Genomic DNA, 24939 nt, shown 5'->3' on the forward strand with positions numbered 1-24939 from the left:
CTTGGTCACCCTCCGTCCAACACCCCTCCATGTCCGGCTTGTTAACTTCCCGCGTGAGGATGTCCCGGATCTGGACGGTTTGTTAACTGTCCGGGTCTCGACTAGGTCTCACCGCTATCCGGACTGTTCTCTTGCGGTGGGCACCGTCTGTAGTGTGCGGCCATCAACCTCACCACATGGCGAACCAGGGGTGGACCCATGCGCATATACAAGTCCCGGGCCGTCCGGGCGATCACGACAGCGGTCGCTGTCGGACTGGTCGCCACGGGCTGTTCCAGCGATCGGGACGGGGGTGACGCCAAGGGGGGCGACAAGGACACCTTCGTCTTCGCCGGAGCCGGTGACCCCGGTTCCCTCGACCCGGCCCTCGCGAGCGACGGCGAGACGTTCCGCGTCACCCGCCAGGCGTTCGAGGCGCTCCTGGAGCACGAGCCCGGCGGCAGCAAGCTCGTCGGCGGTCTCGCCGAGAAGTGGTCGAGCGACGAGGCCGGCAAGGTCTGGACGTTCAACCTCCGCCAGAACGTCAAGTTCCACGACGGCGAGGCGTTCAACGCCGCCGCGGTCTGCGCGAACTACGACCACTGGTTCAACTGGAAGGGCACGTACCAGTCCAGCGCGGTCTCCTACTACTGGCAGACCATCATGGGCGGGTTCGCGAAGAACGAGGACGCCGAGGCGCCCAAGCCCAACTACAAGTCCTGCACCGCCAAGGACGAGAACACCGCCGTCATCGAGGTGAACGAGCCCTCGGCGAACCTGCCGGGCGGATTCTCCCTCCAGGCGCTGGCGATCCACTCGCCGAAGGCCCTCAAGGAGTACGAGAAGCAGGACGCGAGCGCCAAGGGCGACGCGATCACGTACCCCAAGTACAGCCAGGAGGCCGGCACGGTCGCCGGTACCGGCCCGTACAAGATCACGAAGTGGAACAAGGGGAACAAGGAAGTCTCCCTGACGCGCTTCGACGACTACTGGGGTGCCAAGGCCAAGGTGAAGAACCTGGTCTTCCGCACCATCTCCACCGAGGAGACCCGCCGCCAGGCGCTCCAGGCGGGTGACATCGACGGCTACGACCTGGTCGCGCCGGCCGATGTGACGACGCTGGAGAAGGAGGGTTACGAGGTCCCGACCCGTGACGTCTTCAACATCTTCTACCTCGGCATGAGCCAGTCGGCCAACCCGGCGCTGAAGAAGCCCGAGGTCCGTCAGGCGATCACGCACGCCATCGACCGCGAGAACCTGGTCAAGACCCAGCTGCCCGAGGGCGGCAAGGCCGCGACCCAGTTCATGCCCGACACGGTCGCCGGCTACTCGGACAAGGTGAAGACCTACCCGTTCGACACCGCCAAGGCGAAGGACCTCCTCAAGCAGGCCGGCGAGGAGAAGCTCTCCATCGACTTCTGCTACCCGACCGAGGTCACCCGCCCGTACATGCCCGCTCCGCAGGACATGTTCGAGCTGATGAAGGCCGACCTGGAGAAGGCCGGCATCACCGTCAAGCCGAAGGCCATGAAGTGGGCCCCGGACTACCTGGACGCCACCGAGGCGGGCTCCTGCGCCCTGCACATGCTCGGCTGGACCGGTGACTTCAACGACGGCTACAACTTCATCGGCACCTGGTTCGCCGGACCGGACAAGCAGTGGGGCTTCAAGGACCAGAAGGTCTTCGACGCCGTGAACGCCGCCTCCGAGGTCACGGACCCGGCCGGCCGCACCGCCGCGTACCAGAAGGCCAACGAGGCCATCATGGAGTACGTCCCGGGCGTGCCGATCTCCTCGTCGCCCCCGGCCATCGCGTTCGCCAAGAACGTCAACCCGCCGAAGGTCTCCCCGCTGACGCAGGAGAACTTCGCCGAGGTCTCCTTCAAGTAATCGCACACCAGCGGGTCCGCCCGGCCACAGCAACCAGGTGGCCGGGCGGACCCGCATCGACGCACGTGAGAAAGGGGCATGCGGGGTGCTGCGACTCGTCGTCAGAAGACTTCTCCAGCTCATTCCCACCCTGCTCGGCCTGTCGGTCCTGCTGTTCCTCTGGCTGAACCGACTGCCCGGCGGACCCGCCTCAGCGATCCTGGGCGAGCGGGCCACCGAAGCCGAAGTGGCGAGAATCAACCGTGCACTCGGGCTCGACGAGCCGGTGCACGTCCAGTACTGGCGCTTCCTCAAGCGCATCTTCGAACTCGACCTCGGCACCTCCACCCAGACCGGCCAGCCGGTGTGGGACGAGTTCGCCCTCCGCTTCCCGGCCACCGTGGAGCTCAGCGTCGCCGCCATCCTGATCGCCGTGGCCGTCGGCATTCCGATGGGCTATCTGGCAGCCAAGCGGCGCGGCGGCTGGCTCGACGTCGCCTCGGTCTCCGGATCGCTGCTCGGCATCTGCATCCCGGTCTTCTTCCTGGCCATGCTGCTGCGCGGGATCTTCTCCGTGGAGCTGGGCTGGTTCCCCAGCCAGGGACGGCTCACCACCGGCATCAACGCCACCGACGTCACCGGATTCGCCGTCCTGGACGGGGTGTTGACCGGAGAGTTCGACGCCAGCTGGGACGCGATCATGCACCTGGTCCTGCCGGCCGTCGCCCTCGCCTCCATCCCGCTCGCCGTCATCGTCCGGATGACCCGCGCCAGCGTCCTGGAAGTGCTCGGCGAGGACTACATCCGCACCGCCGAGTCCAAGGGCCTCGACAAGGGCACCGTGCGCGGCCGGCACGTGCTGCGCAACGCCCTGCTGCCCGTGATCACCGCCGTCGGCCTGCTGACCGGAAGCCTGCTCTCCGGCGCGGTCCTCACCGAGTCCGTCTTCGACTTCGGCGGCATCGGCTCCTTCATCCGTACCGCGATCGACGGTCGCGACTACCCGGTCCTCGTCGGGTTCATTCTCTTCATCGCGATGGTGTACGTGCTGATCAACCTGCTGGTCGACCTCGCGTACAGCATCATCGACCCGAGAGTGCGGGTGCACTGACGTGACGATCCTGACCAACAAAGCAGACAAGGTCGACCGCCTCGCGCAGTTGACCCAGAGCACCGAGAGCGTCAGCGGCAGCAGCCTGTGGCGCGAGGCGTTCCGGCGCATGCGCTCCAGCAAGATGGCGATCATCGGCGCGGCCATCATCGCCGCGTTCGTCCTCGTCGCCGTCGTCGGGCCGATGCTCGCCCCGCACGGCGCCACCGCGCAGAACTGGCGCAGCGAAGTCTTCCCCAACCAGGGCAAGTTCGTCGGCATGCGCGGCGAGAACTGGTTCGGCCTGGACCACCTGGGCCGCGACATGTTCTCCCGCTGGCTCGTCGGCGCCCGGCAGACGCTGCTCGTCGGCGTGGTCTCCATGCTCATCGGGCTGGTCGTCGGCGCGCTCGTCGGTGTGCTCTCCGGCGCGGCCGCCACGCTCGGCGGCAAGGCCGGGCAGCGCGTCGACACCGTGATCATGCGCTTCACCGACATCATGCTGTCGCTGCCCTCGCTGCTGCTCGCGGTCTCCATCGCCGCCGTGCTCGGCCAGTCGCTGACCACCGTGATGATCGCCGTGGGTGTCGTCCAGATCCCCATCTTCGCCCGCCTGCTGCGCGGTTCGATGCTGGTCCAGGGCGGCGCGGACTACGTGCTCGCCGCGAAGGCGGTCGGCATCCGGCGCAAGCGGATCGTGCTCACGCAGATCCTGCCGAACTCGCTGAGCCCCGTGATCGTCCAGGCCACGCTGAGCCTGGCGACCGCGATCATCGAGGCCGCCGCCCTGTCGTACCTGGGCCTCGGCAACCCCGACCCGGCCGTTCCGGAGTGGGGCGTGATGCTCTCCCAGGCGCAGCGCTTCTTCGACAACGAGCCGATGATGGCCGCCTACCCGGCCATCGGGATCATCATCACCGCCCTCGGCTTCACCCTGCTCGGCGAGGCCATGCGCGAAGCCCTCGACCCGAAGTTGCGAGGCTGAAGTCCCATGTCACTGCTCTCCGTTGAGGAACTCAGCGTCACCTTCACCGCCCGCGGCCGCAAGGACGCCACGGCCGTGGACGGCGTCTCCTTCACCGTCGACCAGGGCCAGGTCGTGGGCCTGGTCGGCGAGTCGGGCTGCGGCAAGTCCGTCACCTCGCTCGCCCTGATGGGGCTGCTGCCCCGCAAGGGCGTACGGATCGGCGGCCGTGCCGAGTTCGACGGCCGGGACCTGCTGACCCTGAGCGAGCGGAAGCTGCGCGACATGCGCGGCAGCCAGCTCGCGATGATCTTCCAGGACCCGCTCTCCTCGCTGAACCCGGTCGTCCCGATCGGCATCCAGGTCACCGAGATCCTCCAGCGCCACCGCGGCCTCAAGGGCGAGAAGGCCCGCAAGGAAGCCGCGTCCCTGCTCGACCGGGTCGGCATCCCCGACCCGACGCGGCGGCTCAAGGAGTATCCGCACCAGCTCTCCGGCGGTATGCGCCAGCGCGCGCTGATCGCCATGGCGGTCGCCTGCGCCCCCCGGCTGCTGATCGCCGACGAGCCGACGACGGCACTCGACGTGACCATCCAGGCGCAGATCCTGGAGCTCCTGAAGGAGCTGGTCGACCAGGAGGGCACCGCCCTGCTGATGATCACGCACGACCTCGGCGTCGTCGCCGGCCTCTGCGACGAGGTCAACGTCCTCTACGCCGGCCGGGCGGTGGAGTCGGCGGGCCGCCGCGAGCTGTTCGCGCACCCCACCCACCCGTACGCGCACGGGCTGCTCGGCTCCATCCCGCGCCTGGACGCCCCGCGCGGCGAGCCGTTGAACCCGATCCGCGGGTCCATCAACGACAAGATCGCCTGGGCCGACGGCTGCGCGTTCGCACCCCGGTGCGACCACTACACGATGGAGTGCCTCACCGGCACCCCCGAACTGACCGAACCACGCGCGGCCGGACACCAGGTGCGCTGCGTCAACCCGGTCCTGCCCACGGCGGAGGTCCCGGCATGAGCCTTCTCGAACTGGACGACGTCAAAGTCCACTTCCCGGTCAAGAAGGGCCTCTTCTTCGACCGTACGGTGGGCCACGTCTACGCGGTCGACGGCGTCTCGCTGTCCATCGAGGCCGGTCAGACGTACGGCCTGGTCGGCGAGTCGGGCTGCGGCAAGACGACGCTCGGCCGGGCGGTCCTGCGGCTGAACGACATCACCGACGGCGGGGTCGTCTTCGACGGCACCGACCTGGCGAAGCTGCCGGGCGAGGAGATGCGGGCGTTCCGCCGCCGTCTCCAGATGGTCTTCCAGGACCCGCTGGGCAGCCTCAACCCCCGGCAGAACATCGAGTCGATCCTGTCCGAGGGCATGGCCGCCCACGGCATCGGCAAGGACCAGGCGGAGCGCCGGGAGAAGATCAAGGCGATCCTCGCCAAGGTCGGCCTCCCGTCCAACGCCCTCTCCCGCTACCCGCACGAGTTCTCCGGCGGCCAGCGCCAGCGCATCGGCATCGCCCGCGCGCTGGTCCTGGAGCCGGACGTGATCATCTGCGACGAGCCGGTCTCGGCGCTGGACGTCTCGGTCCAGGCGCAGGTGATCAACCTGCTGGAGGAGCTCCAGGAGTCCCTCGGCCTCACCTATCTGGTCATCGCGCACGACCTCGCCGTCGTCCGGCACATCTCGGACGTCATCGGGGTGATGTACCTCGGCGGGCTCGTCGAGGAGGCCCCGAGCGACGCGCTGTACGCGAAGCCCCGGCACCCGTACACCAAGGCCCTGATGTCGGCCGTCCCGGTGCCGGACCCCGAGGTCGAGGACCGCCGCGAGCGCATCCTGCTCCACGGCGACCTGCCCTCTCCGGCCAACCCGCCGGCGGGCTGCCGCTTCCACACGCGCTGCCCGTGGGTGCAGGAGACCAAGTGCGCCACGGAGCGTCCGCCGCTCCTGGACACCGGCGGCGGGCACAAGGTGGCCTGCCACTTCACGGCCGAGATCGAGGCCGGGACGGTGAAGCAGACCCTGGCCACCGGCATCGAGGCGGTCATCGCCACCGAGGCGGTGGCGGCCGAAGCGGTGGAGACCTCCGAGGGCGAGGCGCCCGAGGACGGCTCCGGGACCGGGGCGAAGGAGCCCGCGACCGTACCGGCCCAGGAGCCCGCGACCGTACCGGCCCAGGCCGGCCCGGAAGCCGACGCGAAGGAGACCGGGAAGAAGGCTCCGGACGCCACGGAGAAGGCGGAGGGCGGCCCCACGGCGTAAGGAGCGTCCCGGCCCGTCACAATTGGCCGGTGCTCACCGAACTGTTCACGCCCTCCGTCCAGCATGCGCTCGACCTCGTCGGGATCTTCGTCTTCGCGATCTCGGGCGCCCTGCTCGCCGTCCGCAAGAACTTCGATGTCTTCGGCATCGCGGTCCTCGCGGAGGTGACAGCGCTGGGCGGAGGGCTGTTCCGCGACGTGATGATCGGCGCGATCCCGCCCGCCGCCTTCACCGACCTCGGCTACTTCATCACCCCGCTCTTCGCCGCCGGCCTGGTCTTCTTCCTCCACCCGCACGTGGAGCGCATCCAGGTCGGCGTCAACGTCTTCGACGCGGCGGGGCTCGGCCTGTTCTGCGTGACCGGCACGGTCAAGGCGTACGAGTACGGCCTCGGGCTCACCTCGTCGGCGGCGCTCGGTCTGGCCACGGCGGTCGGCGGCGGTGTGCTGCGCGACGTCCTGGCCAACGAGGTGCCCTCGCTGCTGCGTTGGGACCGCGACCTGTACGCGGTGCCCGCGATCGTCGGCGCGACCACGGTCGTCCTGTGCATCCGCTTCGACACCCTCAACGCCGTGACCAGCGGTCTGGCGGTGATCGCCGCGTTCGTCCTGCGGCTGCTGGCGCTGCGCTTCCACTGGCGGGCGCCGCGCGCCTACAACCGCTCGTCGGCGCGGGCCGAGGAGGGCTCGGCGGCCACGTAGGGAGGGCGGGCCTCCGGCTCGGCCGGGTTATGCGGGTCACAAAAAGCTACCGCTCAGTAGGGCGATGGATGTACCGTGCATGCCATGGCACAGGCAGCGACTGAGGCAGTGACCGGAGCGGCGCGGACCGCCCCGGCGACCATCGGCGACAGCGAGTTCGACCGGGACACCGCGGTCACCCTCCGCGAGGAGGGCGTCTACGACGCCGAACTCTCCGCCGGCTGGACGATCATCCACGCCGTCAACGGCGGCTACCTGCTCGCCCTGATCGGCCGGGCGCTCGGCGAGGCCCTGCCGCACCCCGACCCGTTCTCGGTCTCCGCGCACTACCTCACCGCCTCCGTCCCCGGCCCCGCCGTCATCCGCACCGAGGTCGTCCGCACCGGCCGCACGCTCTCCACCGGGCAGGCGTCCCTCCTCCAGTACGACGAGAACGGCGACGAGGTCGAGCGGATCCGCGTCCTCGCCACCTACGGCGACCTGGACGCGCTCCCCGACGACGTCCGCACCACCGCCCTGCCGCCCGCCATGCCCGGCCGGGACCACTGCCTCGGCCCGAGCGACAGCGCACCGGAGATCCCCGGCAGCTCCGCCATCACCGAGCGGCTCGACATCAAGCTCGACCCGGCCACCGTCGGCTGGGCGATCGGCGCGCCCTCCGGCAAGGGCGAGATGCGCGGCTGGTTCGGCCTGGCCGACGGCCGCGACCCGGACGCCCTGTCGCTGCTGCTCACCGTGGACGCCCTGCCGCCGACCTCGTTCGAGCTGGGCCTGACCGGCTGGACCCCCACCGTCGAGCTGACCACCCACATCCGCTGCCGCCCCGCGCCGGGCCCGCTGCGCGTCGCGATCACCACCCGCAACCTCGCGGGCGGCTTCCTGGAGGAGGACGCCGAGGTGTGGGACAGCGCCGACCGCCTGGTCGCCCAGTCCCGCCAGCTCGCCAAGGCCCCGCGCACCGCCTGAGCGCGGGCGCGCCCGCGAACCCGCCATCCGCCGGCCGTGACCACGCGGACGCGGCCGCGAACCCGCCACCGCGCGACCACGCGGACGCGCGCCGCGAGCACGGCGTCCCGCGACCGAGCGGCCGCGAGCGCTGGGCCCGCGGCCCCCGTCATCATGGTCCGGTGAAAGCCGACCGGCTGCTCGCCGTCCTCCTGCTGCTCCAGACCCGGGGCACCGTCCCCGCCTCCGAGCTGGCCGAGCGCCTCGACGTCTCCGTACGCACCGTCTACCGGGACATCGAGGCGCTCTCGGCCGCCGGGGTGCCCGTCTACGCCGAACGCGGCCGGTACGGCGGCATCGCCCTGCTCCCCGGTTACCGCACCGACGTCACCGGCCTCACCGCCGACGAGGCACGCGCCCTCTTCGTGTTCACCGCCGACGACGCGCACGCCGCGCTCGGCCTGGACGCCGCGCTGGGCTCCGCCCTGCGCAAGGTCATGGCCGCCCTGCCCGCCCCGCACCGCCCGGCCGCCGAACAGACCAGCCGCCGCGTCCTGGTGGACCCGGCCCGCTGGATGAGCGGCCCCCGGGCCGCCGTGGACGTCGCCGAACTCCACGACGCCGTCCTCGCCGACGTACGGCTGCGCCTGCGCTACCGGCACAGCGGGCAGGACGAACCGCGCCAGTACACCGTCGACCCTTACGGCCTCGTCGTGAAGGCCGGCGTCTGGTACCTGGTCGCGGACCTCGACGGCGACCCGCGCCTCTTCCGCGCCGACCGGATCCACACGGCCGAACCCGCCGATGACCCCGTACGGCGGCGCGCGGGCGCGGAGTTGGCGGACGTGTGGGAGGCGTTGCGCGCCGGGGTGGAGCGGCGCCCGTCTGCCGTACGGCTGCGGGTGCGGGTGCACCGCCCGCGCCTGGAACTGTTCCGGCGGCTGAACGCGGGCGCGCTGACCGGGGAGCCGCGCCCGGACGAGCCCCGGCCGGGGGAGCGGCCCGGGGAGTGGCTGCTGGCGGAGCTGGCCGTGTCGGAGGTCGCCTGGGCGCGGTCCCTCCTGGCGTTCGGGCCGACCGTGGAGGTCCTCGACCCGCCGGAAGCCCGCACACTGCTGGCCGAGGTCGCCGCCGAGGTCGTCGGCCTGTACGGGGGCGAGGGAGCGGCGGGCCCCCAGGGCCCGTAACGCTTCCGCGTCGCCGGGGGCGCGCACACGTGCGGCCGTCGCCGGAGGGGCGGGCGCGCCGCCGTCACCTCACCCTTGCGGCCGTCGCCGGAAGGGCGGACGCGCCACCGTCACCTCACCCCTCGTCCAGCCAGTGCGCCCGGCCGATGGTGACCAGCCGCAGCCGCCGCCGGGCCACCCGGACGACCTCCGCCTCGCCCTGCGGCCCGGCCTCCAGCAGGGCCGACGTGGTGATCACCATGTGGTCCACGTAGAGGCCGCCGAGCATCAGCAGATCCTCCTCGCTCCACCCGGCGGACTGCGGCTCCTGGCCGAGCGCGCACGCCACCTCCTGCGCGAACCGCAGCAGTTGGGCGGCGATGGCCTCGCGCACCGGGTCCACCCCGCCGTGCTGTTCGCGGGAGATGAACCGGAAGTGGGCGGGCTGCGCGCCGACATGACGGGCTATCACCGCCACGCTGCGGTCCAGCCGCTCCTCGCTGTCGCCGGTCTCCGCGAGCACCTCGCCGACGAGCCCGTGCAGGCTGCCCAGCGCCTCCTCCACCAGGGCGACGCCGAGCGCGGCGACGTCCTCGAAGTGCCGGTAGAAGGCGGTCGGGGTGAGCCCGGCGGCCCGGGTGACCTCCCGCAGCCCCAGGCTGCTCAGGCTCTGGTGCTCCAGCAGGAGGAGCGCGGCGTCCAGCAGTGCCTGGCGCGTCCTGAGCTTCTGGGTCTGGCGAACGCCGACGGAAGTGTGACTCATGCCATTCAGTAAACAACCGTTCTCCGATTCCGGGGAAGGGTGCGGGGTTTAGACTTTCCAGTCAGTGAACACTCGTACTCCGAACGGCTTTCGTCGTCGCACAGAGAGGTTCCGCCGTGTTCGTTCTCGTCGCCGCGCTGCTCCTGCTGGGGATTCTCCTCGGGGCGGTCGCCCACGTCCCGCTTCCGCTGTCCCTGGCCGCAGCGGCCGTCATCGGCTGCTGGCTGCTGATCTTCGCCGTGCGTGAGCGCGCCTCGCGCCGCCTCCGCTGACCCGCCGGACTCGCGGCCCCGCACCCGCCGAGCCTGACGTATCCCGTCCCGATCCGAAGGAGCTCGCACCATGACCCTCACCGACTTCGCCCGCCGCACGACCGAGACCCCCGCCGCTCCCGCCACCGGCCCCCGGGCCCGTGCGGCCACCGGCGCCTCCGCCGCCGAGACCGCGGCTCCCGCGCCGGACGCCCGTACGGAGACGGAGGCGGGCACGGAGACGGACGCTCCCGCCGCCCGGCCCGCAGGCCGCGAGGCGGACGGTCTCGCCGTCGCCTCGTTCGTCCTCGGCCTCGTCGGGTTGCTGGTCTTCAACCTGGTGCTCGGGCCCATGGCGATCGTGATGGCGCTGCTGGCCCTCGTGCGCCGCACCCGCCGTCCGGCCCGCGCCTACCTCGGCCTCGCCCTGGGCGTCGCCGACCTCGCCGTGCTCGCGGTCCTGGTCACCGCCAACGGCACGGTCGCCTGGAACCTCGGCGGCTGACGCCCCGTACACCCCTCGTGAGCCGCCGCTCCACCCGTTCCGGATCGGGCTCCGGACCGGGGCCGTACGCCCGTGCGCCGCACCGCACGCGGGTGTGCGCGGGGTCGGAGCGTGACGCGCCCGGCATGCGCCCCGGCCCGGGCTCGTAGAATCGGCCCCACCATGGCATACCTCGACCACGCCGCGACCACGCCGATGCTTCCCGAAGCGATCGAGGCGATGACCGCCCAGCTCTCCGTCACCGGCAACGCCTCCTCGCTGCACGCCGCCGGACGCCGGGCCCGCCGTACCGTCGAGGAGTCCAGAGAAACCCTCGCCGACTCCCTCGGCGCCCGCCCCAGCGAAGTGGTGTTCACCGCCGGCGGCACGGAGGCCGACAACCTCGCCGTGAAGGGCCTCTACTGGTCCCGCCGCGACGCCGACCCCCGCCGCACCCGCGTCCTCACCGGCCCGGTCGAGCACCACGCCGTCCTGGACGCCGTCGACTGGCTGGCCGACCACGAGGGCGCGACGGTCGAGCACCTCCCGGTCGACCGGTACGGCCGGGTTTACCCGGAGGATCTGCGCGAGGCGATCCTGCGCAACCCCGACGACGTCGCGATGATCACCGTCATGTGGGCCAACAACGAGATCGGCACCATCATGCCGGTACGCGAACTGGCCGCGGTGGCAGCCGAGTTCGGGATCCCCATGCACGCCGACGCGGTCCAGGCGTTCGGGCAGCTGGAGGTCGACTTCGCCCGCTCGGGACTGGCCGCGATGACGGTCAGCGGACACAAGATCGGCGGCCCCTTCGGGATCGGCGCGCTGCTGCTGGGCCGCGACCACACCCCCGTTCCCGTACTGCACGGCGGCGGCCAGGAACGCCATGTGCGCTCCGGCACCCTGGACGCGCCCGCCATCGCCTCCTTCGCCGTCGCCGGGCGGCTGGCCGCCGAGCGGCGCGAGGAGTTCGCCCGGCGCGTCGGCGCGCTCCGCGACGACCTCGTGACCGCCGTGCGCCGCGCCGTGCCGGACGCCGTGCTCGGCGGCGACCCGGACCCGGCCGGCCGGCTCCCCGCCAACGCCCACTTCAGCTTCCCGGGATGCGAGGGCGACTCCCTGCTCCTCCTGCTGGACGCCCAGGGCATCGCCTGCTCCACCGGCTCCGCCTGCACCGCCGGGATCGCCCAGCCCAGCCATGTGCTGCTCGCCACCGGCACCGACCCGGACCTCGCCCGGGGCACCCTGCGCTTCTCGCTCGGCCACACCTCGACCGAGGAGGACGTGAAGGCGCTCGCCGAGGCGATCGGCCCCGCGGTCGAACGGGCGCGGACGGCCGGACTCAGCTGACGCGGACCGTCACCCGGAGGCGTTACGCCTTCGCCGACGGTGAGGCCGAGGGCGACGCGGTGGCCGGGGCCGTCGCGGCCCGCCGCACCAGCTCCATGTACCGGTCCCAGTCCCAGTGCGGCCCCGGGTCGGTGTGGTCGGTGCCCGGCACCTCCACATGCCCGATGATGTGCTCCCGGTCGACGGGTATGCCGTGCCGCGCGCAGATCGACGCCGTGAGCCGCGCCGAGGCCGCGTACATCTCCTTGGTGAGGTCCTTCGGCCGGTCCACGAACCCCTCGTGCTCGATGCCGACCGCGCGCTCGTTGTAGGAGCGGTTGCCCGCCTGGTACGCCACGTCCAGCTCGCGGATCATCTGCACCACCCGCCCGTCCTGGCCCACGATGTAGTGCGTCGCGGCCTGGTGGGCGGGGTCCTGGAACACCTTCACCGCGCTGGCGAAGCTGCCCTGGGTGACATGGATGATCACCCGGTCGACGGGGAAGTCGTCCGGGCGGTCCGCCCGCCGCCAGTTCGCCTCGGAGGCGGGGACCCAGGTCGCCCCCGGGTAGTCCAGCTCGCCCGGCTTCCGGGGCTTCTCCACGCCCGGCACCTGCCACCACAGCCGCTTCACCGTGTCCCGCGCGAGCACGGCGGCGGTGCCGGCGGCCGCCACGGCGCCGCCGCCGATCAGCAGCGCGCGCCGGCTCACGCCGCCGGACTTCTTCCGCGACGACGAAGACGACGAACCGGACGGCCTGCGCGACGCCCCGGAGCTCCCGTTGTTCCCCATGTGATCGTCAACGCGTATCCGCGAGCGTTCGGTTCCCGGCGACCCGTACCCTGGAGGGGCTATGACTCAGACTTCCCAGCGCCCCCTGCGTGTCCTGGCCGCGATGTCGGGCGGCGTGGACTCCGCCGTCGCCGCGGCCCGCGCCGTCGAGGCGGGCCACGACGTGACCGGTGTCCACCTCGCCCTGTCCGCCAACCCCCAGTCCTTCCGGACCGGGGCGCGCGGCTGTTGCACCATCGAGGACTCCCGGGACGCCCGCCGCGCGGCCGACGTCATCGGCATCCCGTTCTACGTCTGGGACCTGGCGGAACGCTTCCGCGAGGACGTCGTGGAGGACTTCGTCGCGGAGTACGAGGCCGGGCGCACCCCCAACCCCTGCCTGCGCTGCAACGAGAAGATCAAGTTCGCCGCGCTGCTCGACAAGGCCCTCGCCCTCGGCTTCGACGCCGTGTGCACCGGCCACTACGCCACGGTGGTGCTCACCGAGGACGGCGGCCGCGAGCTGCACCGCGCCTCCGACATGGCCAAGGACCAGAGCTATGTGCTGGGCGTCCTGGACGAGAAGCAGCTCGCCCACGCCATGTTCCCGCTCGGCGACACCCTCACCACCAAGGACGAGATCCGCGCCGAGGCCGAGCGCCGGGGCCTGGCCGTCGCCAAGAAGCCCGACAGCCACGACATCTGCTTCATCGCGGACGGCGACACCCAGGGCTTCCTGGCCAACCGCCTGGGCGGCCCGGCCGAGGGCGACATCGTGGACGAGGCCGGTACGAAGGTGGGCACCCACGAGGGCGCGTTCGGCTTCACCATCGGCCAGCGCAAGGGCCTCAAGATCGGCCACCCCGCCCCCGACGGCAAGCCGCGCTACGTCCTCGACATCTCCCCGGTGAACAACACCGTCACGGTCGGCCCCGTCGAGGCCCTGGACGTGACGTCCCTGACCGCCATCAAGCCCCGCTGGTGCGGAACGCCTCCGTCCGGCCCGGGGACGTACACCGCGCAGCTCCGCGCCCACGGCGGCGAGAGCGAGGTGACGGCCGAGCTGGTGGACGGCTCCGAGCTGCACGTCACCTTCACCGAGCCGGTACGGGGCGTCGCCCCCGGCCAGGCGGTCGTCCTCTATGACGGCACGCGCGTGGTCGGCTCGGCCACGATCGCGAAGACGGTGCGCCGGGAGCGGGTGGCGGCGGGCGGCTGAGCCGACGCCCCGGACGACCGCGACGGGCCGTCCCGTACCCGCGACCGAGCGCCCGGGTCGGCCCGTACCCGCGAAAAGTCGCCGGGCCGGCTCGCTCGCGCACGGGCCGCCCACGCACGGGCCGGGCCACCCGCGTATGCACGGGCCGGGGGAGCACGTCACGAGTCCCGCCCGCGTACGTCCCGTCCGGGGAAGCGCCCCTACGACGCCCGCCCGTACGCGTACACGTCCCTCGCGAAGAACTCCGCCAGCACCGGCGCGAGCACCTGCGGCGCTACCTCGCGCATCTGGCCCGTCAGGGTGCGGTGCCGGCCGCGCGGCAGGGCGTCCGCCAGTGCCCGGGTCGCCGCGCGCGCCGGCGCGGTGCTGAAGCCGCCGCAGACCACCAGCGTGCGGGCGGCGACGGCGGCGAACCGCTCCACCGGGACCGACCCGTCGCCCAGCAGCGCGTCGTCGTACGCCAGCGTGTGCGCCAGCGCCTCCAGCTCCGCCCACCTCGGCGTCCCCCGCAGCCGGGCGGCCGTCTCGTCCGCGACGCCCGTCATGGCCAGGAACAGCTCCACCGCCCCGCTCCGGTCCCCGGCGTCCAGCAGCCGGTGCAGCCGGGCCGTGCAGCGGGCCTTGAACAGCAGCCCGGAGGCGCCCGGCGTGTAGGGCGGCTCGTAGACGGCGCACAGGTCCACCGGGAGCCCGGCTGCCACCGCCTCCAGGGCCAGCGCCCCGCCGGACGCCATCCCGAAGACGGACGCGTCCGCCCCGGCCGCGCCGACGACGGCGGCCAGATCCTCGACCTCCCGCTCGACCGCCCAGCGCCCGCTGTCGCCGCTGGCGCCCCGGCCCCGGCGGTCGTACGTCAGCACGGTGAACCGCGGCGCGAGCAGGGCGGCCAGCGGCGCGTCGGTCGCGGCGGCGCCGAGCGCGCCTCCCACCAGCACCAGCGGCGGCCCCTCGCCCTGGCGGCGGTAGGCGATCGGCGTCCCGTCGGCGGAGAGAATCCTGTCCATGGGAGAGGAGACCGGGGCGGCCCCCGAAACTCATCGCTCCGCCCCGGAAAAACTTCGCGGCGGGGGAGACGGGGTCAGTCGGCCACCGTCTCCGTGGCGTAGAAGCAGAAGTGGTCCTTGATCGCGGCGACTTCGGGCTTCGGGTCCGGGTAGGCCCAGACGAGGTCGTCGGCCCCGGGGCGCGACCAGTAGGAGGCGTCCCCCTTGAACGGGCAGTGGGTGGAGGTGTCAGACCGGGAGAGCAGATCGGTGCGGACGTCCTCGGGCGGCAGGTAGTAGCGGACCGGACAGCCGGTCTCGCGGAGCACGAGCGGGCGGCGGCTCTCGGCCAGCACCTGTCCGTCGTGCACCGCCCGGACGTGCTCGGTGCCCTGCTCGACGGTGATGCGGTGTCCTCGGGTGGCAGTCATGCCTGTATCAGCGGCGTACGGCCCCGGAATCTTCCCCGTACGCCGGACCTTCCCCGCGACGGCGGAGCGTGCGGGGCGGGTCGTACGGTGGCTCCATGAACATCTGCGTCTTCCTCTCCGCCGCCGACCTCGACGACCGCTACACCGTGCCCGCCCGTGAATTCGCCGAACTGCTCGGCCGGGGCGGCCACACCCTGGTCTGGGGCGGGTCGGAGAGCGGGCTGATGAAGGTCGTCGCGGACGGCGTCCAGGCGGCCGGCGGGCGGCTCGTGGGCGTATCGGTCGACTTCCTCGCCGCGAAGGCCCGCGAGAACGCCGACGAGATGGTCATCGCCCGCGACCTCGCCGAGCGCAAGGCGCTGCTCCTGGAGAAGTCCGACGCGATCGTGATCATGGTCGGCGGGACCGGGACGCTCGACGAGGCCACCGAGATCCTGGAGCTCAAGAAGCACGGCAAGCACACCAAGCCGGTCGTCCTGCTCAACACGGCGGGCTTCTACGACGGTCTGCGCCAGCAGTTCCAGCGCATGGAGGACGAGGGCTTCCTGCCGCTGCCCCTGACCGACCTGGTCTTCTTCGCCAAGGACGGCGTCGGCGCCCTCGCCTACCTGGAGGAGTCCGCCGGTCTGCAGTAGGCGGCCGGACCCCCGCACCCTCCACCCGGAGGAGTCCGCGGGAGGGGCCCGCCCCGGCCCGCCGGACACGTCCTAGGATCGCCCCATGCCTACCCACCTCATCACCGGCGCCGGTTCCGGCATCGGGGCCGCCGTCACCCGCCGCCTCCTGGAGCGCGGCGACGACCTCGTCCTGCTCGCCCGCGACGCCGGCCGCGCCAAGGAGCTCGCCGAGCGCCACCCGGGCGTACGCACCCTCGTCGGCGACCTCGGCAACCCCGACCGGCTGTCCTGGGCGTTCGGCCAGCAGACGGTGCCCGAGCGGATCGACAGCCTGCTGCACATCGCGGGCGTCGTCGAGCTGGGCGAGGTCGGGGAGCTGACCCCCAAGGCATGGCACTTCCAGATCGACGCCAACCTGATCGCCCCCGCCGAGCTCACCCGCCTCCTGCTCCCGCAGCTCCGCGTCGCCCGGGGCCACGTCCTCTTCGTGAACTCCGGAGCCGGGCTCAACGCCCACGCCGGGTGGAGCGCGTACGCCGCGAGCAAGCACGGCCTCAAGGCGCTCGCCGACTCTCTGCGCCACGAGGAGCACGGCAACGGCGTACGCGTCACCAGCGTCTACCCGGGCCGCACCGCCAGCCCCATGCAGGCCAAGGTGCACCAGCAGGAGGGCAAGGAGTACGACGCGGAGCGCTGGATCGACCCCGAGTCGGTGGCCACCACGATCCTGATGGCGCTCGACCTGCCGCGCGACGCCGAGGTCAACGACCTCACGGTCCGCCCCGGCCGCTGAACCACCGGCGGGCGGTCCGGCCGCCGACGCCCCGCGTACGCGCGGGGCGGGCCGGGGACCGTAGGCTTCCCGCGTGAGCGAGAAGAACGAGTTCAGCGGGTGTGCGGCGACCGGCATCGGATCGATGCCCGGCGGAGACGCGAGGGAGGCGGCCAAGACCGTCACCGGCTCCTTCGCCGACGGCCGGGGCATGCCGCACCTGGCGGAGCTGCCCGCGCGCGGGCCCGGCACCGACATGATCGGCAGGACCGTGGGCCTGCTCGTCGACCTGTACGGGCACGTCGAGCCCAGCGGCTGGCGGATCAGCGACCGGCCCGGCCGCGACACCCGGCGCGCCCGTTCCTGGCTGGGGGAGGACCTGGACGCCCTGGAGGAGTTCACCCAGGGGTACGAGGGACTGCTCAAGGTCCAGGCGGTCGGCCCGTGGGCCCTGGCCGCCGCCCTCGAACTGCGCGGCGGCGAGGCCATGCTGGCCGACCCCGGCGCCTGCCGGGACCTCGCCGACTCCCTGGCCGAGGGGCTCCGCGCCCACCTCGCCGACGTCCGCCGCCGGGTGCCCGGCGCGACGGTCGCCCTCCAGCTCGACGAGCCCTCCCTGACCGCCGTCCTGCGCGGCCGCGTCCGCTCCGCCAGCGGCTACCGCACCTACCGGGCCGTCGACCGCCAGGTCGTCGAGGGCGCGCTGCGCGACGTCCTCGCCGCGGCGGGCGGGGACGGGCCGACGCTCGTCCACTCCTGCGCCCCCGAGGTGCCGTTCGCCCTGCTGCGCAGGGCCGGCGCGGACGGGATCGCGTTCGACTTCTCTCTGCTCACGGAGCGTGAGGAGGAGGCGATCGGGGAAGCCGTCGAGGGCGGTACGCACCTCTTCCTGGGCGTGGTGCCCTCCACCGACGCGGCAACGACGGCATTGTCGGACCCGGGCGGTAGCGTCATGGGGGTCAGGACGTTGTGGAGCAGGCTGGGGCTGTCTCCGGGGACTCTCGCCGAGTCCGTCGCGATCACCCCCTCGTGCGGTCTCGCGGGCGCGTCGCCCGCGTACGCCCGCACCGCGCTCGCCCACAGCGCCCGAGCGGCGAAGTCGCTCGCGGACAACCCTGAGTGACGGGGACGACGGGCAAACGGGAGGACGGCACGATGGCCGGCGAAGAGCGGGTGGAGCAGGACAGTTCGGTACCGGCGGAGGCGCGGGAGAAGCACGCGCTGCTGGCCGAGCAGATCGAGGAGCACCGCTTCCGGTACTACGTGAAGGACCAGACGGTCGTCAGCGACGGCGAGTTCGACCGGCTGCTCCGCTCGCTGGAGGCCCTGGAGGAGGAGCACCCGGCGCTGCGCACCCCGGACTCGCCGACCCAGAAGGTCGCCGGGCCCTACCGCACGGAGTTCACCTCCGTGGAGCACCGCGAGCGGATGCTCTCCCTGGACAACGCCTTCGACGACGAGGAGCTGGCCGCCTGGGCCGACCGGGTGGCCAGGGAGGCCGGCACGCCCGACCACCACTTCCTGTGCGAGCTGAAGATCGACGGCCTCGCGGTCAACCTCACGTACGAGAACGGCCGCCTCACCCGGGCGGCCACCCGAGGCGACGGCCGTACCGGCGAGGACATCACCCCCAACGTCCGGACGATCGCCGAGATCCCGCACCGCCTGAAGGGCGAGGACATCCCGGCGCTGGTCGAGATCCGCGGCGAGGTCTTCTTCCCCATGGAGGACTTCGAGGAGCTGAACGCCCGGCTGGTCGCGGCCGACGACAAGCCCTTCGCCAACCCGCGCAACGCGGCGGCCGGATCGCTGCGGCAGAAGGACCCGAAGGTCACCGCCACCCGCCCGCTGCACATGGTGGTGCACGGCATCGGCGCCCACGAGGGCCTGAGCATCGACCGGCTCTCGCAGGCGTACGACCTGCTGCACGCCTGGGGCCTGCCCACCGCCCGGCACAACAAGGTGGTCGACTCCCTCGCGGGCGTACGGGAGTTCATCGCGTACTTCGGCGAGCACCGGCACTCCGTGGAGCACGAGATCGACGGCGTCGTCGTCAAGCTGGACGAGATCCCGCTCCAGGGCCGGCTGGGCTCCACCTCGCGCGCCCCGCGCTGGGCCATCGCCTGGAAGTACGCCCCCGAGGAGGTCAACACCAAGCTCGTCAACATCCGCGTCGGCGTCGGCCGCACCGGCCGCGTCACCCCGTACGCCCAGGTCGAGCCGGTCGAAGTGGCCGGTTCCGAGGTCGAGTTCGCCACCCTGCACAACCAGAACGTGGTCAGGGCCAAGGGCGTCCTGATCGGCGACACCGTGGTCATCCGCAAGGCGGGCGACGTCATCCCGGAGATCCTCGGGCCCGTCGTCGACCTGCGCGACGGCACCGAGAAGGCGTTCGAGATGCCGACGCACTGCCCCGAGTGCGGGACGGAGCTGCGCCCGATGAAGGAGGGCGACATCGACCTCCGCTGCCCCAACGCCCGCACCTGCCCTGCCCAGTTGCGCGAGCGGGTCTTCTACCTGGCCGGTCGCAAGAGCCTCGACATCGACCACTTCGGCTATGTGGCGGCCGCCGCCCTGACCCGCCCGCTGGAGCCCGCCGAGCCGGTCCTCAAGGACGAGAGCGACCTCTTCTCCCTCACCGTCGAGCAGTTGCTGCCGATCCGGGCGTACGTGCTGGACCAGGACAGCGGGCTGCCCAAGCGCGACCCGAAGACCGGCGAGGAGAAGATCGCCACCGTCTTCGCCAACCAGCAGGGCGAGCCGAAGAAGAACGCCGTGGCCATGCTGGAGGGCATCGCCGCCGCCAAGGAGGCCCCGCTCGCCCGCGTCCTCACCGGGCTCTCCATCCGCCATGTCGGACCGGTCGCCGCCCAGGAGCTGGCCCGTCAGTTCCGTTCCATCGACCGGATCGACGAGGCGAGCGAGCAGGAGCTGGCCGACGCCGACGGGGTCGGGCCGATCATCGCCGCCTCCGTCAAGCAGTGGTTCGCCGAGGACTGGCACCGCGAGATCCTGCGCAAGTGGCGCGAGGCCGGGGTGCGGATGGCCGACGAGGGCTCCGACGAGGACGAGGGGCCCCGCCCCCTCGAAGGGCTCACCGTCGTCGTCACGGGCACCCTGGCCGGCCACACCCGCGACGGCGCCAAGGCGGCGCTCCAGACCCTCGGCGCCAAGGTCACCGGATCGGTGTCGAAGAAGACCGCGTTCGTGGTCGTCGGCGACAACCCCGGCTCCAAGTACGACAAGGCGATGCAGCTCAAGGTCCCCGTGCTCGACGAGGACGGCTTCGCGATCCTGCTCGAACACGGGCCCGAGCGCGCTCAGGAGGCGGCGCTGCCCGTCCCGGAAGCCGCGCCCGAGCCCGCCCCGGACGGGGACGGGAAGAGCGGCGGCGAGAACAGCGCGGAAGACAGCGGGGAGTAGTCGCCCCTCCCGCTGTTCGGGCAGATGTTCGCTTCGCCGGGCCCGCTCGTTCGGGCGGGTGTTCGTCCGCTGTTCGCCGGATCGCAACGCCATCGAGACGCTCTCCCGGCGTGGCGCCGCTCCCCTGGGGAAAGAAACGGGGCAGAGGGGTGAAGAAAGGTCGCCCGCCGCTCGAACGGCCCCGCCGCGCCACCCGTTCGGGTCAATAGCAGATGGTGACGGGTGGTCGGTTCGCATTCGGGCAAGACCTGTAGAGCGGTGCCCCTGGAAGCCTTTCGCGGCCTACTGTTGACACGTACGCCCGCCGCGCACGGCCCTCGGGCCGGGCCATGGAGCCATGGGTGCGGGCGCCACCGGATGACATCGGCACCGCCGGCTGTGAGAGGGACGGAATGAAACCGACCGAGAGCGCCGCCCCGGTGTCGCGGCTGCGAGGTTTCGCCGGCCTCACGCCCCCCGTGGGAGCGGTCATCGTGGCGATCGCCGCACTCCTGCTGGCGGTCGGCTCGTACCGGACGGTCCAGCGGGGCGACGCGCTCTTCCCGGACGGGGCGGTCGGCTGGTCGTTCGCCGTCCTCACCGGCATCATCGTCGGCCACTTGGTCGCCCTCGGCCGCGACCGGTGGTGGGGCGGCACCGGCTCCGGCGCCGCCCTCACCCTCGCCGTGCTCCTGCTGTACGGCTGGCTCCCGGCCGTCCTGGTCAGCCTCGCCGTCGTGGTCCTCGTCGGAACCGCCCGCCGGCACCGCTGGTGGCAGGGGCTGCTGCACGGCGGGGTCGACATGCTCGGCATCGCCGCGGCCGCCCTCGTCCTGGCCGCGTTCGGCGAGGTCCCCACCGTCGAGGAGCCCTGGCGGCCGCTCGACTGGGGCGTCGCGGCCGTCCCGGAGCTGCTCCTGACCGCCTCCACGTACCTGCTCGTCACCCGGGTCCTCCTCTGGTACGCCCAGGCCCCGCACAACGGCGGACTGCCCACCATCGCCCGCACCGCGATGCTCCGTCAGGGACTCGTCGCCGTGGCGCTCCTCGGACTGGCCCCGCTGATCTGCGCCGTCGCGATGTCGATGCCCGTCCTGCTGCCGCTGTTCGCGGTGCCCCTCATCGCCCTGGACTCCACCCTCTGGATCGCCCGCGCCCGCGCCGAGGAGCAGCTGCGCGACCCGCTGACCGGACTGCCCAACCGCCAGTGGCTGCTGGAGCGGACCTGGTCGGCGCTGGAGGACGCGGAGTCCATCGGCACCCGCTCGGCGCTGGTCCTCATCGACCTCGACCGCTTCCGCGCCGTCAACGACACCCTCGGGCACCTGGCCGGCGACCGGCTGCTGCTCCAGATAGCGGAGCGCCTGCGGCTCGCCCTGCCGCGCGGCGCGGAGGCGGCCCGGCTCGGCGGCGACGAGTTCGCGGTGCTGCTCCCGCACACCGACTCCACCACCAGCGCCCAGCAGGTCGCCCGCCATCTGGTCGCCGAGCTGTCCTCGCCGCTCGATCTCGACGGGCTGACCCTCGTCCTGGAGGCCAGCGCCGGGGTCGCCGTCTACCCGGACCACTCCCTGGACGCCGAGGGGCTGCTGCGCCGGGCGGACGTCGCGATGTACCAGGCCAAGCGGGACCGCACGGGCGTGGAGGTCTACGAGTCCAAGCGGGACAGCAACACCCCCGACCGGCTCGGACTCCTCGGGGATCTGCGCCGGGCGCTGGACGCGGGCGAGGTCGAACTGCACTACCAGCCCAAGGTCCGCTTCGACGGACAGGTCGCCGGGCTGGAGGCACTGGTGCGCTGGGTGCACCCGGAGCGCGGGCGGGTCCCCCCGGACGAGTTCATCGCCATCGCGGAGTCCTCCGGGCTGATGCCGCACCTCACCGAGTACGTCCTGGAGACGGCGCTCGCCCAGGTCGCCCGCTGGCGGGCGCAGGGCCTGTGCGTGCCCGTCGCGGTCAACGTCTCCCCACGCGACGTGCACACCCCCGGCTTCGCGGGGAGCGTCGCCGCCCGCCTCGCCCGTCACGGCGTGCCCGCGGGAGCGCTCCAACTGGAGATCACCGAGCACGTCCTGCTGGAGGACCCGCAGCGTGCCGCCGACACCCTGGCCGGTCTGACGGCGCACGGCGTCAAGATGTCCCTCGACGACTTCGGCACCGGCTACTCCTCCCTCGTCCACCTGCGCCGGCTCCCGGTCAGCGAGCTGAAGATCGACCGCTCCTTCGTGGCCCGCCTGGCGGTCGACCACGAGGACGCCGAGATCGTCCGCTGCACCATCGACCTGGCCCACTCGCTCGGCCTGGTCGTCGTCGCCGAGGGCGTCGAGGACGACGAGACGTGGGAGCGGCTGCGGAACCTGCGGTGCGACGCGGTGCAGGGCTGGCTGGTGGCGGCTGCGATGCCGCCGCTGGAGACGACGGCCTGGCTGCGGGCGCGCGGCGAGCACGGCTGGCGGCGGCCCGCCGAGCTGAAGGCGCAGGCCGCGGCCGCCACCGGCTCGACGACCGGCTCCCTGAACGCCTCGCTCAACGGCGCGGTGAACGGCGCCGTCAACGGCTCGGCGAACCGCGCGGCGAACGGCCAGGCGGAGACCGACACCCCCTGATGACCCCAGGGGGCGCGGCGCGTGGAGGGGTAGCCCGATCGGGGTGGGGTACCCGGCCCTGACGTACCCCATAGGATTGGGGGTCGGTGGCACATTTCCACCTGCCGCGCGACGCCTGGCACGCACGCTCGCCGCGTTGCCGAAACGCCCACGTGGCTCCGCCACGAGGGCGCTCCGGCGCCTTGCGATCGCACGCATCATCCGCCGCGCGGCCCGTCCTTCGGACGGACGGTGGAAATGTGCCACCCACCCCCAGCCACAACCACACACCAACCCCTGAGGATCGCTGCATGCCTGGCATCACGCGCGAGGAGGTCGCCCACCTCGCCCGGCTGGCGCGTCTGGAGCTGAAGGGCGAAGAGCTCGATCACTTCGCCGGTCAGCTCGACGACATCATCGGCGCGGTCGCCCGCGTCTCCGAGGTCGCCGACCAAGACGTACCGCCGACCTCCCACCCGCTGCCGCTGACCAACGTCATGCGCGCGGATGAGGTCCGTCCGTCGCTCACCCCCGCGCAGGCGCTCTCCGGCGCCCCGGCCCAGGAGCAGCAGCGTTTCAAGGTGCCGCAGATCCTGGGGGAGGACTAACCGTCATGACGGACATCATCAAGCTCACCGCGGCCGAGATCGCCGCGAAGATCGCCTCCGGCGAGCTGACCGCCGTCGAGGTCGCCGAGGCCCACCTGGCCCGGATCGACGCCGTCGACGAGAAGGTCCACGCCTTCCTCCACATCGACCGTGAGGGCGCGCTCGCGCAGGCCCGCGCCGTGGACGCCAAGCGCGAGGCGGGCGAGAAGCTCGGCCCGCTGGCCGGCGTCCCGCTCGCCCTCAAGGACATCTTCACCACGAAGGACATGCCGACCACCGTCGGCTCCAAGATCCTCGAAGGCTGGGTCCCGCCGTACGACGCGACGCTCACGCGGAAGCTGCGCGCCGCCGACGTCGTCATCCTCGGCAAGACCAACATGGACGAGTTCGCCATGGGGTCCTCCACCGAGAACAGCGCCTACGGCCCCACCGGCAACCCCTGGGACCTCACCCGCATCCCCGGCGGCTCCGGCGGCGGCTCCTCCGCCGCCCTCGCCTCCTACGAGGCCCCGCTCGCCATCGGCACGGACACCGGCGGCTCGATCCGCCAGCCCGCCGCCGTCACCGGCACCGTCGGCGTCAAGCCCACCTACGGCGGCGTCTCCCGCTACGGCATGGTCGCCTTCTCGTCCTCCCTCGACCAGGGCGGGCCCTGCGCCCGCACGGTCCTGGACGCGGCGCTGCTCCACGAGGCCATCGCCGGGCACGACCCGATGGACTCCACCTCCATCGACGCCCCGGTCCCGCCGGTCGTCGAGGCCGCCCGCAACGGCTCCGTCGAGGGCATGCGCGTCGGCGTCGTCAAGCAGTTCCGCGGCGAGGGCTACCAGGCCGGCGTCCTGAAGCGGTTCGACGAGTCGGTCGAGCTACTGAAGTCGCTGGGTGCCACGATCGTCGAGCTGGACTGCCCGTCCTTCGACCTGGCGCTCTCCGCGTACTACCTGATCGCCCCGTCCGAGTGCTCCTCCAACCTGGCCCGCTTCGACGCCATGCGCTACGGGCTTCGGGTCGGCGACGACGGCACCCGCTCGGCCGAGGACGTCACCGCGCTCACCCGCGAGGCCGGCTTCGGCGACGAGGTGAAGCGCCGCGTCATCCTGGGCACGTACGCGCTCAGCTCCGGCTACTACGACGCGTACTACGGCTCCGCCCAGAAGGTCCGCACCCTCATCACCCAGGACTTCGAGAAGGCCTTCGAGCAGGTCGACGTGATCGTCTCCCCGACGACCCCGACCACCGCCTTCCCGATCGGCGAGCGCGCCGACGACCCGATGGCGATGTACCTCGCGGACCTGTGCACCATCCCCACCAACCTGGCCGGCAACTCCGCCATGTCGCTGCCCTGCGGCCTGGCCCCGGAGGACGGCCTGCCGGTCGGACTGCAGATCATCGCCCCCGCCATGAAGGACGACCGGCTCTACAAGGTCGGATCCGCCGTCGAGGCCGCCTTCGTGGAAAAGTGGGGGCACCCGCTGCTTGAGGAGGCTCCGTCGCTGTGAGTGCCATGGCAAAGAAGGCCAGTAACTTCAAGAAGTCCAAGACCGGGCTGTACGTCTCGCTCGGCAGTACCGCGTTCGGCGCGATCAGCATCGCCAAGCAGGCGAAGCTCGCCCGCCAGGACAACGACGTGCTGCGGCTCGTCGACGCGGCCGTCTCCGCGGCCGCCATCGTCACCGGACTCGCGATCCTCTATCGCGAACTGAAGCGTCTCGGCGACGAAGACGTTCTGCTGGGCTGAGAGGGAA

General features: G+C 72.2%; 24 protein-coding genes. 20 read left to right on the forward strand and 4 right to left on the reverse strand.

What is annotated here, in order from left to right:
- Positions 1 to 198 precede the first annotated feature (198 nt).
- The 8 genes from IF19_RS0122450 to IF19_RS0122485 all read left to right on the forward strand — a co-directional run bounded on the left by IF19_RS0122450 (position 199) and on the right by IF19_RS0122485 (position 8996).
- Complete coding sequence (locus IF19_RS0122450) at positions 199 to 1869, forward strand: ABC transporter substrate-binding protein (RefSeq protein ID WP_030117212.1); 1671 nt, start codon at positions 199 to 201, stop codon at positions 1867 to 1869.
- 85 nt (positions 1870 to 1954) lie between these two features.
- On the forward strand, positions 1955 to 2959 hold the full coding sequence (locus tag IF19_RS0122455; protein WP_006127747.1) for an ABC transporter permease: 1005 nt from the start codon (positions 1955 to 1957) through the stop codon (positions 2957 to 2959).
- A 1-nt stretch (position 2960) separates the two neighbouring features.
- A complete protein-coding gene (locus tag IF19_RS0122460) occupies positions 2961 to 3923 on the forward strand; it encodes an ABC transporter permease (protein ID WP_030117211.1) in 963 nt (320 codons plus the stop codon).
- A 6-nt stretch (positions 3924 to 3929) separates the two neighbouring features.
- Positions 3930 to 4922: an ABC transporter ATP-binding protein gene (locus IF19_RS0122465; RefSeq protein WP_030117210.1), complete on the forward strand. Its 993-nt coding sequence runs from the start codon at positions 3930 to 3932 to the stop codon at positions 4920 to 4922.
- Positions 4919 to 6163, forward strand: coding sequence for an ABC transporter ATP-binding protein (locus IF19_RS0122470; protein WP_030117209.1), 1245 nt, complete (start codon positions 4919 to 4921; stop codon positions 6161 to 6163). The genes IF19_RS0122465 and IF19_RS0122470 overlap by 4 nt, the downstream gene beginning before the upstream one ends.
- 29 nt (positions 6164 to 6192) lie before the next feature.
- The gene (locus IF19_RS0122475) at positions 6193 to 6864 is read left to right on the forward strand and encodes a trimeric intracellular cation channel family protein (RefSeq protein WP_030117208.1); all 672 of its coding nucleotides are present in this window, start codon (positions 6193 to 6195) and stop codon (positions 6862 to 6864) included.
- An 84-nt stretch (positions 6865 to 6948) separates the two neighbouring features.
- Positions 6949 to 7830, forward strand: a complete 882-nt coding sequence (locus tag IF19_RS0122480) for a thioesterase family protein (RefSeq protein ID WP_030117207.1) — start codon at positions 6949 to 6951, stop codon at positions 7828 to 7830.
- A 161-nt stretch (positions 7831 to 7991) separates the two neighbouring features.
- Positions 7992 to 8996 (forward strand): helix-turn-helix transcriptional regulator, encoded by a 1005-nt coding sequence (locus IF19_RS0122485; protein WP_030122175.1) that lies wholly within the window; start codon positions 7992 to 7994, stop codon positions 8994 to 8996.
- Between the two features lie 115 nt (positions 8997 to 9111).
- Here the strand turns inward: IF19_RS0122485 and IF19_RS0122490 are convergent, their stop codons facing one another.
- On the reverse strand, positions 9112 to 9738 hold the full coding sequence (locus IF19_RS0122490; RefSeq protein WP_030117204.1) for a TetR family transcriptional regulator: 627 nt from the start codon (positions 9736 to 9738) through the stop codon (positions 9112 to 9114).
- A gap of 116 nt (positions 9739 to 9854) precedes the next feature.
- On the opposite strand from IF19_RS0122490, the gene IF19_RS1000000137775 reads away from it, so the two are divergent.
- The 3 genes from IF19_RS1000000137775 to IF19_RS0122505 all read left to right on the forward strand — a co-directional run bounded on the left by IF19_RS1000000137775 (position 9855) and on the right by IF19_RS0122505 (position 11826).
- Entirely contained in the window at positions 9855 to 10010 is a 156-nt protein-coding gene (locus IF19_RS1000000137775; protein WP_030117203.1) for a hypothetical protein, read from the forward strand.
- Between the two features lie 70 nt (positions 10011 to 10080).
- Complete coding sequence (locus tag IF19_RS0122500; RefSeq protein ID WP_030117202.1) at positions 10081 to 10494, forward strand: DUF4190 domain-containing protein; 414 nt, start codon at positions 10081 to 10083, stop codon at positions 10492 to 10494.
- A 162-nt stretch (positions 10495 to 10656) separates the two neighbouring features.
- Positions 10657 to 11826: a cysteine desulfurase family protein gene (locus tag IF19_RS0122505; protein ID WP_030117201.1), complete on the forward strand. Its 1170-nt coding sequence runs from the start codon at positions 10657 to 10659 to the stop codon at positions 11824 to 11826.
- Between the two features lie 22 nt (positions 11827 to 11848).
- Here IF19_RS0122505 and IF19_RS0122510 read toward each other — a convergent pair whose 3' ends face one another.
- On the reverse strand, positions 11849 to 12598 hold the full coding sequence (locus tag IF19_RS0122510; RefSeq protein ID WP_030198022.1) for an N-acetylmuramoyl-L-alanine amidase: 750 nt from the start codon (positions 12596 to 12598) through the stop codon (positions 11849 to 11851).
- Between the two features lie 61 nt (positions 12599 to 12659).
- Here IF19_RS0122510 and mnmA point away from each other — a divergent pair, with 61 nt between their 5' ends.
- Positions 12660 to 13796 (forward strand): tRNA 2-thiouridine(34) synthase MnmA, encoded by a 1137-nt coding sequence (mnmA, locus tag IF19_RS0122515; protein ID WP_030117199.1) that lies wholly within the window; start codon positions 12660 to 12662, stop codon positions 13794 to 13796.
- A 200-nt stretch (positions 13797 to 13996) separates the two neighbouring features.
- Here the strand turns inward: mnmA and IF19_RS0122520 are convergent, their stop codons facing one another.
- Positions 13997 to 14800 (reverse strand): alpha/beta fold hydrolase, encoded by an 804-nt coding sequence (locus IF19_RS0122520; protein WP_030117198.1) that lies wholly within the window; start codon positions 14798 to 14800, stop codon positions 13997 to 13999.
- Between the two features lie 74 nt (positions 14801 to 14874).
- The gene (locus tag IF19_RS0122525) at positions 14875 to 15210 is read right to left on the reverse strand and encodes a DUF427 domain-containing protein (RefSeq protein ID WP_030117197.1); all 336 of its coding nucleotides are present in this window, start codon (positions 15208 to 15210) and stop codon (positions 14875 to 14877) included.
- Between the two features lie 95 nt (positions 15211 to 15305).
- On the opposite strand from IF19_RS0122525, the gene IF19_RS0122530 reads away from it, so the two are divergent.
- The 8 genes from IF19_RS0122530 (at position 15306) to IF19_RS0122565 (ending at position 24932) form a co-directional block, all read left to right on the forward strand.
- Positions 15306 to 15845, forward strand: a complete 540-nt coding sequence (locus IF19_RS0122530; RefSeq protein WP_030117196.1) for an LOG family protein — start codon at positions 15306 to 15308, stop codon at positions 15843 to 15845.
- Positions 15846 to 15930: 85 nt separating this feature from the next.
- Positions 15931 to 16620 carry an SDR family oxidoreductase gene (locus tag IF19_RS0122535; protein ID WP_030117195.1) on the forward strand — a complete coding sequence of 230 codons (690 nt, stop codon included), beginning with the start codon at positions 15931 to 15933 and terminating at the stop codon, positions 16618 to 16620.
- A gap of 73 nt (positions 16621 to 16693) precedes the next feature.
- Complete coding sequence (locus IF19_RS0122540) at positions 16694 to 17722, forward strand: methionine synthase (protein ID WP_030277868.1); 1029 nt, start codon at positions 16694 to 16696, stop codon at positions 17720 to 17722.
- 32 nt (positions 17723 to 17754) lie between these two features.
- Positions 17755 to 20022, forward strand: a complete 2268-nt coding sequence (ligA, locus tag IF19_RS0122545) for an NAD-dependent DNA ligase LigA (RefSeq protein ID WP_030117192.1) — start codon at positions 17755 to 17757, stop codon at positions 20020 to 20022.
- 392 nt (positions 20023 to 20414) lie between these two features.
- A complete protein-coding gene (locus IF19_RS0122550) occupies positions 20415 to 22607 on the forward strand; it encodes a putative bifunctional diguanylate cyclase/phosphodiesterase (protein ID WP_030299272.1) in 2193 nt (730 codons plus the stop codon).
- A 290-nt stretch (positions 22608 to 22897) separates the two neighbouring features.
- A complete protein-coding gene (gene gatC / locus IF19_RS0122555; protein ID WP_003966094.1) occupies positions 22898 to 23194 on the forward strand; it encodes an Asp-tRNA(Asn)/Glu-tRNA(Gln) amidotransferase subunit GatC in 297 nt (98 codons plus the stop codon).
- A gap of 5 nt (positions 23195 to 23199) precedes the next feature.
- Positions 23200 to 24693 (forward strand): Asp-tRNA(Asn)/Glu-tRNA(Gln) amidotransferase subunit GatA, encoded by a 1494-nt coding sequence (gene gatA / locus IF19_RS0122560; RefSeq protein WP_030277864.1) that lies wholly within the window; start codon positions 23200 to 23202, stop codon positions 24691 to 24693.
- 5 nt (positions 24694 to 24698) lie between these two features.
- The gene (locus IF19_RS0122565; protein ID WP_030117188.1) at positions 24699 to 24932 is read left to right on the forward strand and encodes a hypothetical protein; all 234 of its coding nucleotides are present in this window, start codon (positions 24699 to 24701) and stop codon (positions 24930 to 24932) included.
- The last annotated feature ends 7 nt before the right edge of the window (positions 24933 to 24939 follow it).

Source organism: Streptomyces californicus, from assembly GCF_000717645.1.
GTDB lineage: Bacteria > Actinomycetota > Actinomycetes > Streptomycetales > Streptomycetaceae > Streptomyces > Streptomyces californicus.